Below are 15,020 nucleotides of genomic sequence, written 5' to 3' on the forward strand. Positions count from 1 at the left end.
TCACCACTTCACTATTAAGGTTTAATCATAAATTTTTTCAACAGCTTGCATTTTCTTTACCTTTTCCTCGGCCCCGCTATTAGCATTAATGAATATTTGGTACGTATCTTTTCCTAAAGTGCCTACAAATTCATAGCAAAGTACTTCATTATGCAAATCATTGACTACTAAAGCTTTACGTTCTTCCATGACTTTTACATCCGGATTGATTTTCTTTCTTGCTTCTGCTGCAGTTAGCTTTGCCGATGGAACTGTTCGCTTTTGATGTGACGCTAAATATTCTTTTGCGGAGAACCCAACGATAGAACCATCATCTAAAGCAATTTTCATTTGGATTGCTTCTGGATAAATTCGTACTCCATTTTCATTTACTACATACGTAAATACACCAACATTATCATATTGAGAGCTATCATAAAGCTCTATATTATTAAACTTATGGTCCTTTAAAAATTTCAAACCTTTACTACCTGCATCGTTTAAACTAACTTTCTGTTCTTTAATTTCGCGGTTATTCATAACCCAAATTGGATATCCGCCTTTTCCGGTAATATCCATATAGAACTCGTTGTTCGTTGCTTCATCTTTAATTTTCACACTATAGAAGGATTCTTTCGCACCTTTTCCGCTTTTCTCAACATTTACTTTTTCATTTCCTTTTAAATTCAAAAACGATTTGGCAATTTTCGCCGCTTCATCTTTAGAAATTGCCTTTCCTTCCGCTTCAAATCCGCCTTTTTTATTTTTTTGCGCACTTGTAAAGGTCGGTCCGAAGTTTGTAGAAGAATATGATGTTACGTTTTTCTCTACAGTTTTCAATCCATCAATAATTGTGTTATCTGCTGGATCGCGATTTGATGCAAGTGCCATTTCTACATCCATCCAGCGTAAATTATTTTTCAAAACAAGATGTTGTACTTTTCTTAGTTCATCTTGTATATTTCCTGCATTTGAATATAAAGTTTGCAACGTTTTATATTCTTGCTCATTTAACGGTTCTTTTTCTAAATCACGAATGGCTGCACGGTAACTAAAATCACCGATATTCGCTAAAAATTCTTCCGTTTTATTAAATGGCATTAATGTTAAAGGAAGTTGCCCTACATCTGAGCGAGCTTCAGATGTTAAACGCCATACATCCGCTAATGCAGGTGATAAAGATGATCGTGAATTCATCGCAAGTGTTGTGCCAATTTTATCGTGTAATAAATCGACTTCGTATGCTAAATCATGGAATGCACGTTGATAGCTATTTTCCGCTCGAATTAAAACTGCATTTTTCTCTTGGTGCTCTTTATAGCCCCAATAGCCTGTTCCTACTACACCGACTGTTAATAATACAATGATAATACCTCGTAACATTGTCCCACCTCCGCTCTATTTACAGAAAATATGTTTACCGATTTTTTTAATTTGTGGACGAGTCCAAATCCATTTACTAGTCGCGGTATCTGGATTGAAATAATATAAAGCATTTCCTGTTGGATCCCATCCGTTAATCGCATCTAAAACTGCTTTTTTTGCTGTTTCATTTGGCGTTAAATATATTTGCCCATCAGCTACCGCTGTAAATGCTCTAGGCTCAAAGATTACACCTGAAACAGTATTTGGGAATGACGCACTTGTAACACGGTTCAAAATGACAGCAGCTACTGCAACTTGTCCTAAATACGGTTCACCACGCGATTCTCCGTATACTGCGTTTGCCATAAGCTGAATATCATTTTGAGAATAACCGTTCGGAACATTTGTCCCTTTATTTTGAGGTGGTTTATTCTCTTGTGCAGTGCCACCGCTATTTCCTTTATTCGTTGTCGTCCCTTTATTAGCAGTTGACTTGTCATACTTCGTTGCCTTCACGAGCATTTGCTTCGTTTTAGCTCCAGCTAAACCATCAACGGGTAATCCGAATTTCTCTTGAAAATTCCGAAGTGCCCAATATGTACCCCATCCGAAAACACCATCCACTTTTCCCGTATAAAACCCGTTATATTTCAAACGAGATTGCAGTTCAATGACATCTTCGCCAGATGCTCCTCTTTGAATAACTTGATTAGAAAAAGCTTCTACATTCTTTAATTGTATACTACTGACCATTAAAGACAGTCCTATGAACGCAAGTAAAACTGCTATTTTAAAAATAGCTTTTTGGCGCATAATTTTCCCTCCTTAATTACGGAAATGATTTCTTGGTTATGTTTTGTAAAAGCCTCGCTTTTATGTAAAGAAGACAAAAAAATCCAAACTAATATCGTTGAAAAAATATGTAAACAATATAAAAAAGGATAAAAGGAGTTCATCATGAAAAAATTGTTAAAACGTGTCGCACTTGTCATTCTGTTCCTAACAACATGTTCAAATATATATACAGGCTCATCAATTGTTCATGCGCAGCCGCCGTATGCCAAATGGGGTAAACTTGCCGTAGAAAAGACGAAAGAACAATACCCAAAAGCAGAAATTATTGACTATCTTCATATAGGTAGAAAACCAAAAACAGTTCAAATAACTGTTGAAAAATTTAAATTGTGGTTACGTGAGAACGGAAAAGAATACGGTGTTTTTGTTGATGTAGAATTTGAAACGAAGACGGAGAAATTTATAAAGTTGTCGTTTCAGAAGACGAGTAGATAAAGTGAAACCTTAATCAGTGGGGGTTTTGTTCATCTCCCACTAATCATCAGCCCTCACCAATCGGACTTTTACGGGCAGCCCGACAAATAGCTGGATAAAGTGAAACCCCCACTGTTAAAAACAGACACAGTGGGGTTCTTGCATTTCTAAAATTCTTTTCTAAAGTTTCGATTCCCTAAAAATCTTACCAATATACAAATAGCACCAATTACAACTGCTATCCCTATACTGTATAAAAGTACTTTACCATATCCACCTATTCTCGGATCTAAAAACGGATATGGATACCAATTCACGATTGGACCACGTATTAAGCTATATACAACGTAAAAAAACGGGAATAAAAGCCAACTTGTAGCTTGTTTCCAAGTGATTTTCTTAATAGGTGGATTTAAAATCCAATCTAAAAGCATTGTAATCGGCATGATATAATGTAGCACAGTATTTACCCATGGTATTGCCGTTTGAAGTGACTCTTCTAACCCTCTTAGTAACAAAAAATAAACGAGTCCTGTCGTAAGTATATATACCGTCGCCGCACCACGAAGTATACTAAACTGCTCTGAGCGACCAAATGTAGCTGTTCCGATACTACTTAAAAGGAGAATACATGCAACTAAAATGTTACTTTCGATAGTAAAGAAACTAAAAAAGTTAACTGGATTGAACGGTTTCACTTGTGCCCTGATTATGAATTGCGTAATAATGGCGCTACATACTAGAAGACTTAAACAGAATCTAAATAAAGATAAAATTTTTTCATCCTTCATACATTCCCTCCTTTTCTTATATATAATTAGAATTTCCCTGTACATGCTCAATAAATAGTTTTAATGGAACGAGCCCACGTTTTGGCATATGACTACTTATAATAGCTACTACTTCTAACTGAGGAATGATAACGATGTATTGTCCGCCGTATCCCATAGCGAAATATATACAATACGGTATGTGAAATCTTTCGGTATGTAATACCCACCAGTGATATCCATATGCGCCGACATGTTCATATGTTTCAAAATGCGCCCTACTTGACTCTTCTAACCATTTCGCTGATACAATTTCTTTTTCATTCCAATATCCATTTTGCAAACATAATTTTCCTAATTTTAATAAATCGGTAGATTTCATTTTCATACCGAAGCCGCCGACATATATACCCTGCGGATCTTGTTGCCACTCGTATTCGTTAATTTCTAATGGATTAAATAAATATTTCTTTGCAAACCGCTCTGTCGACATTCCAGTAGCTTCTTGAATAATATAGCTCAGTAAATGAGAAGAACCTGAATTATAATTCATTTTTGTAGCAGGTTCTTCAATTATTGGCTTTTCTAATATGTACTGTACCCAGTTCTGTGATTCTACAAAGTCATTTGGGAATACTACTCCATTCCCAAACTCTTTCCAGTCCTCACCAGTAGTCATTGTTAATAAGTGATATAGTGTTAAATTATGTTTTCCCCTAGGTACATTTTCAATCCACTCTGTGATCGGTGTATGTATATCATTTATATAGCCCTTATCAACTGCAATACCAATTAATAAAGATACGATACTTTTTGTAATCGAATTTATTTTATATAAGTTATTTGCACATTCGGGTGTTTTATAATACTCAGTTGTTAATTGTCCTTTTTGATAAACAAGAAATGTATTCACTTTTTTCTTTTCGAATTTATTTTCTAGTTGCTTGAAATCCAAAAACTTTACCTCCATTTAAATAGTTAATCCATTTATTATATCTTGTTCCTTCATTTTAAACATAATTGTGCTCAAATAAAAATAAACCTGTCAGCCATAATGAACTGACAGGTTTATTTTTATAATTTCGTACGAACATTCCAAAGCTCTGGGAAGAATTGTTGATCAAGTACTCGCTTTAAATAAGAAACACCGGAGGATCCACCTGTACCCATTTTATGTCCAATAATTCTTTCTACTGTTTTCATATGACGGAAACGCCATTGTTGTAGCCAGTCTTCAATATCAATCAATTTTTCAGCAAGCTGATATAAATTCCAATATTTTTTCACATCCGCATACACTTCTAACCATGCTGCTTCTACTGTTGCATCTTCTTCATAAGGCTGCGTAATATCACGGTTTAACACATCTTTATGAATAGGAAATCCTTCTTTTACTAATGCTTGAATCGCGACATCATATAGACTTGGTGCATGTAGCGCTTTATGAAGTCGTGCATGTAATTCTGGATCCTTTTCATAAATTTTTAATGCATGTGGCGTTTTATAGCCAAGTGCATACTCAATCATACGATATTGATACGATTGAAAACCTGAAGCTTGACCGAGTGAATCACGAAACTCAATATATTCTGATGGTGTTAATGTCGCAAGAATATCCCAAGATTGAATAATTTGAGACTGAATTTTTGATACACGTGCTAACATTTTAAAAGCTGGTTGTAATTTATCTTGTTTAATAGATTCAATCGCCGCATTTAGCTCATGTAAAATGAGCTTCATCCAAAGCTCACTTGCTTGGTGAATAACGATAAATAACATTTCATCATGATGGTCTGATAATCTTTTTTGAGAAGATAGTAAACTATCTAATTGTAAATATTCCCCATACGTCATATTCTCTTTAAAATCCGTATGAATCCCTTTTTCCATAATTACTTTTTCATTTTCTTTCATATTAGCCAAACGCCCCTTTTATATGATTCTACTTATATTGGTCTAATAACGGCTCGAACTGGACTTCCATCCGCATCAGTTAATGCAAGTGGTAATGCAATCAATTCATAATCACCGTCTGCTACATGATCTAGTACGACATTTTCTAAAATATGAATTCCATGTTTAAATAATTGATGATGCGCTGCTAATTCTTTATCATCTAGCGGATCAACTGATGGGACATCTACTCCGATTAAACGAATACCTTTCTCCGAAAGAAAAGGTGCTATGTCTGCACGTAAATGAGGGATCACATCTGGAAATTCTTCAGCTTTTCCATGTGAAGATGTACGTAATAATAATCGTTCTACACCTTCTAAATGAAAGCTTTCTAATTCCTTTTTTCCGATGCTTTCAAGATTAGAAACGTCAATAATCCGTGCTGGGCCAACATAAACTTGAACATCTAAATCCAATACTTTCTTTCCATCATTATCAAAATGAAATGGTGCATCAATATGAGTGCCTGTATGAATACTCATCGTTAACTTTCCAACATTTACTGAGCCACTTTCTTCTTTTGACCATGAAACTTCATATGAGAACGGTGTGTCTCCTGGCCACGTTGCAATATCATTATTTAGCGGTTGTGAAATATCAATCCACTCTGATGTTTTCATGCTTATGCCACAACCTCTCGCTTATTTTCAAACTGTTTATACTCTTCTTCTTTCATAATTTTCTTTAATATTTGTACAGATTTCCACACTTCTTCATATGTGTTATATAAAGCGACCGGCGCAAGTCTTACTCCATTAGGTGCTCGGAAATCAGGGATAACTCCATTTGCTTTTAGCGCTTTACAAATACGTGCTGCTTCTGCATGTTCTAAATATATGTGCCCGCCACGTTTTTCATCCTCTAATGGATTTCCAATTGTAAATCCGAAATCTTTTAATTCGTGATCAATTAAATTCAGCATATATCTTGTAATATGTAAAGATTTTTCGCGTAAACGTTCAATACCAGCATCTTTAAACATTTCAAGAGAACCAATTAAAGGTGCTGTACTTAATACGTGCGGTGTACCAATTTGATAAGCACCTGCATGATCGGCAGCTGTTAATGTATGCTCCATATCAAACTGTTTATCTTTTCTAGAACTAAACCATCCAGACAATCCTGGCAGTCTATTAAAATGTTTACTATTTACATAAAGGCCTGCAACACTACCCGGTCCTGCATTTAAATATTTATAATTGCACCAAACAGCAAAATCGACATCCCAATCTTTGAAATGATGCGGAATAGATCCTATTGAATGGCATAAATCAAATCCAATGTGAATGCCGCGTTTATGAGCTTCCGTTGTTAAACGTTTCATATCAAGAATTTGACCACTTCTATATAAAACAGAAGGTAATAAAATTAAAGCGATATCATCTTCCATCGCATGGATAATATCTTCTTCAGAAAGTGTTCTACCATCTCGGCTTTTCACTCTTACTAAATGCTCCTCTGGATCTAATCCTTTTAAACGAATTTGACTTTGAAGTGCATAAATATCTGATGGGAAAGTCAATTCATCCGCAAGTATTTTTGTACGTATTCCTTTCGGCTCATAAAACGTCGCAATAACTTGGTGTATATTCGCAGTTGTGGAACCGGTTACAATAGTTTCTTCCGGTAAAGCTCCAATAAGAGGGGCTGTAAGTTTACTTAATTTCTCTGAAAGGAAAAACCACGGATGCTCACCTTCTGTCCAGCCGTCAATACCATACTCTTTCCACGAATCTAGCAAAGTAAGTAATGATTTCTCTGCTCTTTTTGAAAGTAGCCCTAATGAGTTTCCATCTAAATATATAGTACCTTCTTTTTTATAGAATTCAGTTTGAAAATCTTTCAGTTCATCATGTTTATCACATTCAAGCGCATACTCATAAGTTGGTTGAAATGGTTCTTTATACATGGTGTCACCTTCTCTTAATTTTCTTTTTATTCTAACTAATTGAAATATATCACCTTAATTGATATAACGTCAATGATATTATGTCAGTTGACTTTATATATGAACTTCTTTTACAATACAATTATATTTTCAGATATTTCAGTATAAAGAGGTGATTCTTTGAAAAACAGTACCCTTTCATCAAGAAAACACCGCTCCTTAGAAACGAAGAAGAAACTATTACACTCTGGTTACACTATTTTTATACGTAACGGATTTCAAAAAACGACAATTACACAAATTATTAAACATGCAGAAACCGGATATGGTACAGCATATGTATACTTCAAAAACAAAGATGATCTCCTAATTAGTTTAATGGAAGATGTTATGAATCGTTTTTATAATATCGCTGAACGCTCTTTTTCTCCACAAACAAAAGAGGAAGCACGTATAATGATCCAAAATCAAGTTAGAGCATTCCTGCAATTAGCAGATGAAGAACGCGCTATTTTGCAAGTTGTAGAGGAAGCGATAGGATTATCAAGAGAAATACGGCAAAAATGGGATGAGATTCGGGAACGTTTTATAACAAGCATTAAACAGGATATTACTTACTCTCAAGAAAGTGGATTAGCACAACCTAATTTAAATAAAGAGATTGTAGCACGCGGTTGGTTCGCGATGAATGAATCGTTTCTTTGGACTATTATGCAAAATGACAAAAAGATTAACTTAGAGGAAATTGTGTATACGTTAACGGAGATGTATACGACCGGGTTATATAAATAGCACACCTTCAATAAATAAGGTGTGCTATTTTACATCTATAAAAATATATTATCCGGGTATGGTAGTGCTAAAGGAGGCTTTTCAGAAAATGAGAAATATTGTAGTTTTAAAGATTCACCATCTATCGATTTCAGTTTTCCACTAGTAATTTCACATTCAAACACAACAACAATATATTCTACTTGATCGCCATTCGGATATATATGACGGAACCTTTCCCCTCCAAATACCCCTTTTTGTTTTTTCACTTGTACTTTCAATCCTGTTTCTTCCCATACTTCCCGAATTACTGCTTCTTCTGGAGTTTCTCCAGGTTCAATTGCTCCAGCCGGCAAACTCCAATATTCTCCGCCAGGATATTGAAATAAGAGTTCTCCCTGCTCGTTTTTAATAACTGCAGCTACACTTGGCATGAATATTAGTTCATGTCCTAATTGCTCCCGGATTTTTTTATAATATAGCGACATCGACATATAATTCTCTCCCACTCCATTAATGAATAACTGTATTTTCTGACATATATTCTATAATAATACCAATAACAATTTCTATATAGAAAGGATAAGAAAATGACCCAAGTACAACTAGTAAATAGCTTTCTATCATTTTTAGGAACGACAAAACAGCCTACTAGCTTAAAGTTTTTAAATGAGCTTATTAAAGCTCATCAAGAAAAAGTAAAAGAACCAATACACTTATCAAATATGAAAGAACTTATTTCAAGGTCTAACGATTGGCATACATCTCCTGTATTAAAGAAAATTCAGATTTTCGGTTATATCGATGGTATTCCAACTTCTATTAATGATAATGTTTTAAAACGATATTTCCAAGGTAAGAAAAGAGAACAAATCATTACATCTTCTGAACTTAATTATTGGATAACAGAAAGATTTTGTGTTGATAAAGAAATATATGAAAGAGCTATTGAGATTTTCAATGAAAAATTTTCAAACAGTAAAAGCGTTACTCATGAGATTGAGTAACGCTTTTACCTTAATATATTTTTAATATTAATCTTCTTTATGATAAGCAGCTTCTACACATTCTGCTAGACGTTCCATTTGTTCTATAGTTAAACCTCGTGAAATCCAGCCTGTTAACTTATACATCATTTTATAATAAAAATTACTAGGTTCATATTCTGAAATTAATGTTAGTGCTGTACCTTCCTCATCTTCTTCTAACATATAAGTCATTGCTGAATATCCTTGCTTCATTTCACTACCAAGTGAAATAATATGCGGTGCATTGTATTCAAGGATTTCTACTTCAGCCTCGAATATTTTCTTACCGACTTTTTGAACAGTAATATATTTATCTCCTACACGTGGATTCTCTTTATCCATATTTGAAGGATAGCGATTTTCTATTATAAACGTATTCCATTCTTTTATTTTTTCATCTTCTATTATGTAGTCACATACAACATCCAATGGTGCTTTTATTACTATTTCAATTGCAAAACTCATTATACTGCCCCTCTCAAATACCCTATCCATTTCTATTTTAACTAAATCATTATGCCATATTTTATATAGTGAAATACAAGTAGAATTTTAACTTTTTATTGTGAGGAGAATTCTATAAAAAATCATTTTTTATTAATTTAAAAACTTATTCATGCAAAATATTTTATTAACGATACAACAATTAAAAATAAAGCCAGAAGTAGTAAAGTAATCCCTATACTTCTAATTTCTTTTTCGTTATTCTTTATATTTTGTAATCCTAAACTAACTAACATAATCCCTATAAGCGTTTGTAAAATTAGCATACTCTGTTCCGAAGCATCATTCCAACTATAAATGGAATACCCCATTATAATAATTGCAAGTAAAAAAGTTACGATCCTATTCATACGCAAACCCTCCCTTTTTAAAAAGAAACCGCTAAGTTCCCTTAGCGGTTTTATTAACAATTTATATTTAGTAAATGTGCTTTTCATGAATTTGATATAAGTCAAAAGAATTTCCTGTCCAATATAACTACGCATGTTAGCCCACTTTTTCTTTATTCAGTCTACTTACAATTCCAACTATAAATTTATATTCAATCCTCCTCTTCTTAGTTTTTTTAAACCCTTCTTTCGTATCAAAAATAAAACACGTTTTCCGAAACCAAATTCGTACATATAAAGACTCAAAATAAATAGGTTTTATAATTCCTCGTTCCTCAAATTCAGTTCCATCTTTATTTTCAGTTTCTGTTCGAACGAACCACCTATTTCCGAAGCCAATTTCAATATACTTCACATAAGTCCCCCTTTCGGAAATTAATTTCTAACTGTTCTATTATTTCCCCGGTAAGCGCACATTCCGACAGAACATGAGCCCACAAAGAAAAAGTAGATTGCAAAAATCTACTTTATAACTTATATTTTTGCATTCGTTTATAAAATGTACTACGGGGTACATTTAATAGTTTTGCAGCTAACGAAACATTTCCATTTGTCTTTTGTAATGCTTCAATCATGCTATCACGCTGTATTTTTTCGCGAAAATGTAATGTATGTTCTGTTTTATTTTCAACTTGTAACTCAAGTTGTTGTTGATTTCCCCTCATTGTTTGTAACAAAAAATCTACTTGTTTTTCGCATATTTCCCGTCCTTGCGACAAAATGTAAATGCGTTCTAATACATTTACTAGTTCCCGAATATTTCCGGGCCATGTATGTTGTAAAAATTGATTGTATATACTCTTTGGAAATACAACATTCCAATTCTTCTGTTCGCAAAAGTGTTGTATAAAATATGGGATATCCTCTTTTCTTTCTATTAACGATGGAACATATAACGGATAAACGTGCAAACGATAATATAAATCTTGACGGAATTTCCCTTCTTCTACTAACCGTAGTAAATCTTTATGTGTGGCAGTAATAATACGAATATTTACTGGTACCAATTTTGAACTCCCAATTGGAGTTATTGTGCGTTCTTGTAAAACACGCAATAATGCTACTTGCATCTCTGGTGGTACTTCACCAATTTCATCTAAAAATAATGTTCCTCCGTTTGCTTGTTCAAATTTCCCTTTATATCCTTGACGTCGCGCACCTGTAAACGCACCTTCAGCATAACCGAACAATTCACTTTCCATTAATTCTTTAGGCAAAGAACCGCAGTTAACAGCTATAAAGGGCCCGTCTTTTCTTGGACTATTTTCATGAATCGCTCTCGCGACATATTCCTTTCCTACTCCTGTCTCACCACATACATACACACTAGCATCAGTCGGTGAAACAAGCTTAATTTCTTCTAGTGTGTGTTGAAATGCTCTGCTTGTCCCGGTAACTCCTGAAAAAGTAATCCCTTTTATAAATGTGAGAGCAGAATATGTATTCATTTGTTTATTTTCCTTTAAATACATACATTTCCCAATCATTCTTTCATTACTATATACTGGTATCTCTAATTTAGTTTCCAATCCATGGTGCATTAACTCTTCAAGTTTCATTCTTGACCAATTATTTATTCGTTCACGAACGCTCTTACTCGCAGAAACGATAACATCACGATGATTACAAATAACTACTTGTTCATCACTATCAATGACATCTAAAAAACGATGGATTAAGTGTAATTCATTTTGATGAACTCTTATGCTACATTCACGTTCTATCGCATGTGCAATTGAAGTTACCATACCGAGCATATATGGATGCGAAAATTCAATCGGACACGAGAAATCTAGAACACCAATTAATTTCCCATCATCATTATGAATGGGAGCAGCCGCACAACTCCAGCTATGAGATGCCACGGTGTAATGTTCAGTACCACTTATCATAATAGCTTCTTCAATTTCTAGCGCTGTTCCAATTGCATTTGTGCCAACAGCTGATTCCGTCCATTTTACACCTTCAATAAAATTAATATGTTTCGCTCGCTTTAACGTTTGTTTATTTCCACTTAACGATAGAACATAACCATCTGGATCGATTAATAATGCCATCATTTGTAGTTCATCAATGGTTTTTCTCATATTTTGTATTTGAGGTAATGCGATATCAAGGAAAATTTCACTCTTTTTCTTTTGTTCTTGAAAAATGTTAGAAGACAAAATTTTCTGACCTTTATTCATATGAGGATTAACATTAGCCTGTTTACATCGATGCCACGATTCTGAAATTCTTTGATTTATGCGATTTGAATCAAGAACACCTTCATTAACAAACTTTTTCCATGTATGTAAGTAAAACGGTGAAGCTAACATTGTATCATCTCCCTTTTAATTGTTTTGGAGATTTATAAAACATACTTTTATTATAAAACTGAATAAAAGCGTTTTCAATACAACTAGCAAGACGACACAAATATGTTAATAATTTGAATATCTTAATGCACTTCTTTATTCTTTTTTAGTAGCACTATATTTTGTATAATGGACGCAAAGAAAATACATAACCAAAACCACTTTTGTGGATTACCATTTATAAAGAAAACAATCACGGCTATTGCAAATAAAATAGTGGATGCTAAACTAAAATATAATTTTGTTTTAATTTCTCTTATCCCTCACCCCTCTGCTACTTTACAGTACATACTAACTCTTCATTTTTCATCTCTACTATGTACTCCTGTAAAACATATTCTTTCCCGCCATGGTTTTCATACCATTCATGTATTCCTTTAATATGCCTCTCGTCACTTCTAATTTTCGATTCTATTTCATTATACTGTTCATAACTATCATATTCCCATATGGCAAATACTTCAGACGTACCATTCTTATTATCTTTCATCCAGCGTCCTATTAGCCTAGAACCATGCTTTAATTGATTAGGTAAGTTCGTGTGATTGAAATGATCATTAAATACTTCTATGAATTCATTTTTCACTACATAGTACTTCCTTCTGTAAAACATACTTCTTCACCTCTTTCATGAAAAGTATTAGTAAATCTTCCCATCACTACCGTATTATAATACTTTCCATCCGATAGTCTTTTGTCATTTTTCAAAATGCCTTCTACTTCAAAACCTAATTTTTTATAAAGATGAATAGCTTTCTCGTTTGTCTCTAATACTTGTAAAGATATTTTATTTACTGCATTTTCGTCAGCCCATTTAATAGATTGTTGTAATAGGCTCTTCCCCATTCTATATCCCCAAAACTCTTTTAAAATACAAACGCCAAACTCCACTTTATGAGATAATCTCTTAAAATTTGATCCTTCACATCTTGAAAATCCAACAATTCGATTGTGCACTTCTACAACTAAAAAGAGATTCTTCGTTTCTTCACTATCTGTTTTTATTATTTTTTGAAACCCTAGGTCATCTATAAATCCCTCTCCAGCATCTCTATCCATATTTTCAGTTTCTCCATCAATCTGAACTCTAATTTTCGATAACTGCTCAGCATCTTTTTCAGCTGCAGAACGAATTGTATAAGTTAATCCATTTATATGATACTCTTGCTCTTTTACAATCATGTCAAACTCCTTTCAAATCAATATAATGGCGCTATTACAACTTGTTTACCTTGTTTCTCAAATTCCTGAACAGTTTCTTTACTAGCCTCTTCGTCAGTTATAATAAGGTCAATTTCTTTTAGAGACTCTCCTCTTATAAAACAATCTATTCCAAGTTTATTATGCGGAGCTAAACAAATATTTCTTCTAGCAATTTCACTTACTCTTTTACTAAAATAAGCAACTTCAGGTGTTGCAGTACTAATACCTTGTAATGAAATGCCTCCACCTGTAGAGAAATAAAGATCAATAGAAAATCTACTTATCAATTCAGAGGCAAATGTATCAGTAATATTTCCTGAAGGCTTTACTTTTCCACCAATTAAATATGTATCGATGTTCTTATTTTCTCTTAGATGACCAGCTATTTCTATAGAATTCGTAATAACCGTAAATGATACTTCCGGTAAATATTTCAGCATCGCATTATGAATGGAAGCCTCGCCAATAAAAATAGAATCATCTTCTTGTATATAAGATGCCGCAACTTTTGCAATTGTGTTCTCATATATTGAGCTATCACTATAACGTTTAGCTGGTTCCGCAGCTAAGTTCCTCACTCGCGTAAGTTCAATTGCACCTCCGTGCGTTCTTTTTAATAAACCATCCTTTTCCATAATAGACAAATCTCTTCTTATAGAATCAATAGACATTTCAAATCTTTCCGCAAGTTCCTTTGCGATTACTCTTCCATCTGTATTAAGTAGTTCTAAGATTCTCTCTCGACGTTCTTCAGTAAACATGTTATCACCACCGTTATTGAAGATTCAGAAACTTAAACTTTATTTTAATTATATGTATGCCTCTTCTGTTTTACAATATTTTCAGTTCTTATTTATTCCGTTTTATACAGTCTTCTCCCGCTTTCTATCCCATTAATTTGCCAACCGAATAAATGTATATCTGTATATTACGCAAAAATACTTTCATTTACCTTCCTGTTGATGTAAAATTATTCCTATGTTTTACTTTTTAATACAGAAAGGGATTACTATGAAATCATTAATCAAAACGACATGTACAGCATTATTATTTACTGGAATATTAACAGGATGTAATAGCAATACTACATCAAAACAAGAAAAGAGCGCTCTCGAAAAGAATGCAATGCACTATGGAGAAATAGTTAAAAACGAATACTATAGAGCGACAGTTGAAAATGCAAAGTTTGAAAAAATAGACAAAGAGCGACGCCTTACTACTCGTGTTATGATTAATAATGTTCGGGACGATGGACAAACTATTGATCTTTCGGAAATAAAATATTTCATACAAGATGAAAAAACTGGTCAGAAATATGAAGGTGAAGCTCATCCGATAGATGACGAGCACTATAAAAATGTTCCACACGAATTCTCTTTAACTACTGACGTTGTGTTTGAACTGAAAACTTCACCAAAAGATTTAAATAATATGTATTTATACATAGATAGCAAAGCAGCGCCGTTAACAGATACATATTGGAAGCTTGATAATTTAGTATCTAAATAGAAAGACCAGTCTTACATGACTGGTCTTTTACA

The 15,020-nt window shown here is 33.6% G+C and carries 19 protein-coding genes; 4 read left to right on the top strand and 15 right to left on the bottom strand.

Going from position 1 to position 15,020, the window contains the following annotated elements; all coding sequences use genetic code 11:
• Nucleotides 1–21 precede the first annotated feature (21 nt).
• Nucleotides 22–1,362 carry a germination protein YpeB gene (gene ypeB, locus AC22L0_RS09980; RefSeq protein WP_487272255.1) on the bottom strand — a complete coding sequence of 447 codons (1,341 nt, stop codon included), beginning with the start codon at nucleotides 1,360–1,362 and terminating at the stop codon, nucleotides 22–24.
• A gap of 15 nt (nucleotides 1,363–1,377) precedes the next feature.
• Complete coding sequence (gene sleB, locus AC22L0_RS09985) at nucleotides 1,378–2,157, bottom strand: spore cortex-lytic enzyme (RefSeq protein ID WP_001249053.1); 780 nt, start codon at nucleotides 2,155–2,157, stop codon at nucleotides 1,378–1,380.
• A 144-nt stretch (nucleotides 2,158–2,301) separates the two neighbouring features.
• Here sleB and AC22L0_RS09990 point away from each other — a divergent pair, with 144 nt between their 5' ends.
• On the top strand, nucleotides 2,302–2,634 hold the full coding sequence (locus AC22L0_RS09990) for a DUF3889 domain-containing protein (protein WP_000734903.1): 333 nt from the start codon (nucleotides 2,302–2,304) through the stop codon (nucleotides 2,632–2,634).
• Between the two features lie 146 nt (nucleotides 2,635–2,780).
• Here AC22L0_RS09990 and AC22L0_RS09995 read toward each other — a convergent pair whose 3' ends face one another.
• The 5 genes from AC22L0_RS09995 to kynU all read right to left on the bottom strand — a co-directional run bounded on the left by AC22L0_RS09995 (nucleotide 2,781) and on the right by kynU (nucleotide 7,248).
• Nucleotides 2,781–3,404 carry a Pr6Pr family membrane protein gene (locus AC22L0_RS09995; protein ID WP_087967044.1) on the bottom strand — a complete coding sequence of 208 codons (624 nt, stop codon included), beginning with the start codon at nucleotides 3,402–3,404 and terminating at the stop codon, nucleotides 2,781–2,783.
• A gap of 16 nt (nucleotides 3,405–3,420) precedes the next feature.
• Nucleotides 3,421–4,338, bottom strand: a complete 918-nt coding sequence (locus AC22L0_RS10000) for a serine hydrolase domain-containing protein (RefSeq protein ID WP_061654645.1) — start codon at nucleotides 4,336–4,338, stop codon at nucleotides 3,421–3,423.
• Nucleotides 4,339–4,457: 119 nt separating this feature from the next.
• Nucleotides 4,458–5,297, bottom strand: a complete 840-nt coding sequence (gene kynA, locus AC22L0_RS10005; protein WP_000661957.1) for a tryptophan 2,3-dioxygenase — start codon at nucleotides 5,295–5,297, stop codon at nucleotides 4,458–4,460.
• A gap of 32 nt (nucleotides 5,298–5,329) precedes the next feature.
• Nucleotides 5,330–5,959: an arylformamidase gene (gene kynB, locus AC22L0_RS10010; protein WP_000858061.1), complete on the bottom strand. Its 630-nt coding sequence runs from the start codon at nucleotides 5,957–5,959 to the stop codon at nucleotides 5,330–5,332.
• Between the two features lie 2 nt (nucleotides 5,960–5,961).
• On the bottom strand, nucleotides 5,962–7,248 hold the full coding sequence (gene kynU / locus AC22L0_RS10015) for a kynureninase (protein WP_087967042.1): 1,287 nt from the start codon (nucleotides 7,246–7,248) through the stop codon (nucleotides 5,962–5,964).
• Between the two features lie 159 nt (nucleotides 7,249–7,407).
• Between kynU and AC22L0_RS10020 the strand changes: the two genes are divergently transcribed.
• On the top strand, nucleotides 7,408–8,019 hold the full coding sequence (locus tag AC22L0_RS10020; protein ID WP_000798551.1) for a TetR/AcrR family transcriptional regulator: 612 nt from the start codon (nucleotides 7,408–7,410) through the stop codon (nucleotides 8,017–8,019).
• A 35-nt stretch (nucleotides 8,020–8,054) separates the two neighbouring features.
• Here the strand turns inward: AC22L0_RS10020 and AC22L0_RS10025 are convergent, their stop codons facing one another.
• On the bottom strand, nucleotides 8,055–8,492 hold the full coding sequence (locus AC22L0_RS10025) for an NUDIX hydrolase (RefSeq protein WP_000062927.1): 438 nt from the start codon (nucleotides 8,490–8,492) through the stop codon (nucleotides 8,055–8,057).
• A 96-nt stretch (nucleotides 8,493–8,588) separates the two neighbouring features.
• Between AC22L0_RS10025 and AC22L0_RS10030 the strand changes: the two genes are divergently transcribed.
• A complete protein-coding gene (locus tag AC22L0_RS10030) occupies nucleotides 8,589–9,005 on the top strand; it encodes a hypothetical protein (RefSeq protein ID WP_065703928.1) in 417 nt (138 codons plus the stop codon).
• A gap of 27 nt (nucleotides 9,006–9,032) precedes the next feature.
• On the opposite strand, the gene AC22L0_RS10035 is transcribed toward AC22L0_RS10030, so the two are convergent.
• From AC22L0_RS10035 to AC22L0_RS10065, 7 genes are all read right to left on the bottom strand, one after another.
• A complete protein-coding gene (locus tag AC22L0_RS10035) occupies nucleotides 9,033–9,491 on the bottom strand; it encodes an SRPBCC family protein (protein ID WP_000006411.1) in 459 nt (152 codons plus the stop codon).
• Between the two features lie 149 nt (nucleotides 9,492–9,640).
• Nucleotides 9,641–9,880: a DUF3953 domain-containing protein gene (locus AC22L0_RS10040; RefSeq protein WP_139894525.1), complete on the bottom strand. Its 240-nt coding sequence runs from the start codon at nucleotides 9,878–9,880 to the stop codon at nucleotides 9,641–9,643.
• Nucleotides 9,881–10,016: 136 nt separating this feature from the next.
• Nucleotides 10,017–10,274, bottom strand: a complete 258-nt coding sequence (locus AC22L0_RS10045; RefSeq protein WP_065703926.1) for a DUF3977 family protein — start codon at nucleotides 10,272–10,274, stop codon at nucleotides 10,017–10,019.
• Nucleotides 10,275–10,386: 112 nt separating this feature from the next.
• Nucleotides 10,387–12,237: a sigma-54-dependent Fis family transcriptional regulator gene (locus AC22L0_RS10050; protein WP_065703923.1), complete on the bottom strand. Its 1,851-nt coding sequence runs from the start codon at nucleotides 12,235–12,237 to the stop codon at nucleotides 10,387–10,389.
• Between the two features lie 313 nt (nucleotides 12,238–12,550).
• A complete protein-coding gene (locus AC22L0_RS10055; protein ID WP_000499983.1) occupies nucleotides 12,551–12,889 on the bottom strand; it encodes an NIPSNAP family protein in 339 nt (112 codons plus the stop codon).
• Complete coding sequence (locus AC22L0_RS10060) at nucleotides 12,862–13,458, bottom strand: GNAT family N-acetyltransferase (protein WP_000635686.1); 597 nt, start codon at nucleotides 13,456–13,458, stop codon at nucleotides 12,862–12,864. Before AC22L0_RS10060 ends, AC22L0_RS10055 begins: the two co-directional genes overlap by 28 nt.
• A gap of 17 nt (nucleotides 13,459–13,475) precedes the next feature.
• Nucleotides 13,476–14,240 carry a DeoR/GlpR family DNA-binding transcription regulator gene (locus AC22L0_RS10065; protein WP_087967038.1) on the bottom strand — a complete coding sequence of 255 codons (765 nt, stop codon included), beginning with the start codon at nucleotides 14,238–14,240 and terminating at the stop codon, nucleotides 13,476–13,478.
• Between the two features lie 250 nt (nucleotides 14,241–14,490).
• Here AC22L0_RS10065 and AC22L0_RS10070 point away from each other — a divergent pair, with 250 nt between their 5' ends.
• Complete coding sequence (locus AC22L0_RS10070; protein WP_000838469.1) at nucleotides 14,491–14,988, top strand: hypothetical protein; 498 nt, start codon at nucleotides 14,491–14,493, stop codon at nucleotides 14,986–14,988.
• Nucleotides 14,989–15,020: the final 32 nt, after the last annotated feature.

It is taken from the genome of Bacillus sp. LQ01, assembly GCF_057624735.1.

What these genes read in the sequence shown, in the direction of transcription:
- kynA (WP_000661957.1), bottom strand. Translation starts at nt 5,297, where the DNA reads ATGAAAGAAAATGAAAAAGTAATTATGGAAAAAGGGATTCATACGGAT.
- AC22L0_RS10070 (WP_000838469.1), top strand. Translation starts at nt 14,491, where the DNA reads ATGAAATCATTAATCAAAACGACATGTACAGCATTATTATTTACTGGA.
- kynU (WP_087967042.1), bottom strand. Translation starts at nt 7,248, where the DNA reads ATGTATAAAGAACCATTTCAACCAACTTATGAGTATGCGCTTGAATGT.
- AC22L0_RS10025 (WP_000062927.1), bottom strand. Translation starts at nt 8,492, where the DNA reads ATGTCGATGTCGCTATATTATAAAAAAATCCGGGAGCAATTAGGACAT.
- kynB (WP_000858061.1), bottom strand. Translation starts at nt 5,959, where the DNA reads ATGAAAACATCAGAGTGGATTGATATTTCACAACCGCTAAATAATGAT.
- AC22L0_RS09995 (WP_087967044.1), bottom strand. Translation starts at nt 3,404, where the DNA reads ATGAAGGATGAAAAAATTTTATCTTTATTTAGATTCTGTTTAAGTCTT.
- AC22L0_RS10055 (WP_000499983.1), bottom strand. Translation starts at nt 12,889, where the DNA reads ATGTTTTACAGAAGGAAGTACTATGTAGTGAAAAATGAATTCATAGAA.
- AC22L0_RS10030 (WP_065703928.1), top strand. Translation starts at nt 8,589, where the DNA reads ATGACCCAAGTACAACTAGTAAATAGCTTTCTATCATTTTTAGGAACG.
- ypeB (WP_487272255.1), bottom strand. Translation starts at nt 1,362, where the DNA reads ATGTTACGAGGTATTATCATTGTATTATTAACAGTCGGTGTAGTAGGA.
- AC22L0_RS10060 (WP_000635686.1), bottom strand. Translation starts at nt 13,458, where the DNA reads ATGATTGTAAAAGAGCAAGAGTATCATATAAATGGATTAACTTATACA.
- AC22L0_RS10065 (WP_087967038.1), bottom strand. Translation starts at nt 14,240, where the DNA reads ATGTTTACTGAAGAACGTCGAGAGAGAATCTTAGAACTACTTAATACA.
- AC22L0_RS10040 (WP_139894525.1), bottom strand. Translation starts at nt 9,880, where the DNA reads ATGAATAGGATCGTAACTTTTTTACTTGCAATTATTATAATGGGGTAT.
- AC22L0_RS09990 (WP_000734903.1), top strand. Translation starts at nt 2,302, where the DNA reads ATGAAAAAATTGTTAAAACGTGTCGCACTTGTCATTCTGTTCCTAACA.
- sleB (WP_001249053.1), bottom strand. Translation starts at nt 2,157, where the DNA reads ATGCGCCAAAAAGCTATTTTTAAAATAGCAGTTTTACTTGCGTTCATA.
- AC22L0_RS10035 (WP_000006411.1), bottom strand. Translation starts at nt 9,491, where the DNA reads ATGAGTTTTGCAATTGAAATAGTAATAAAAGCACCATTGGATGTTGTA.
- AC22L0_RS10050 (WP_065703923.1), bottom strand. Translation starts at nt 12,237, where the DNA reads ATGTTAGCTTCACCGTTTTACTTACATACATGGAAAAAGTTTGTTAAT.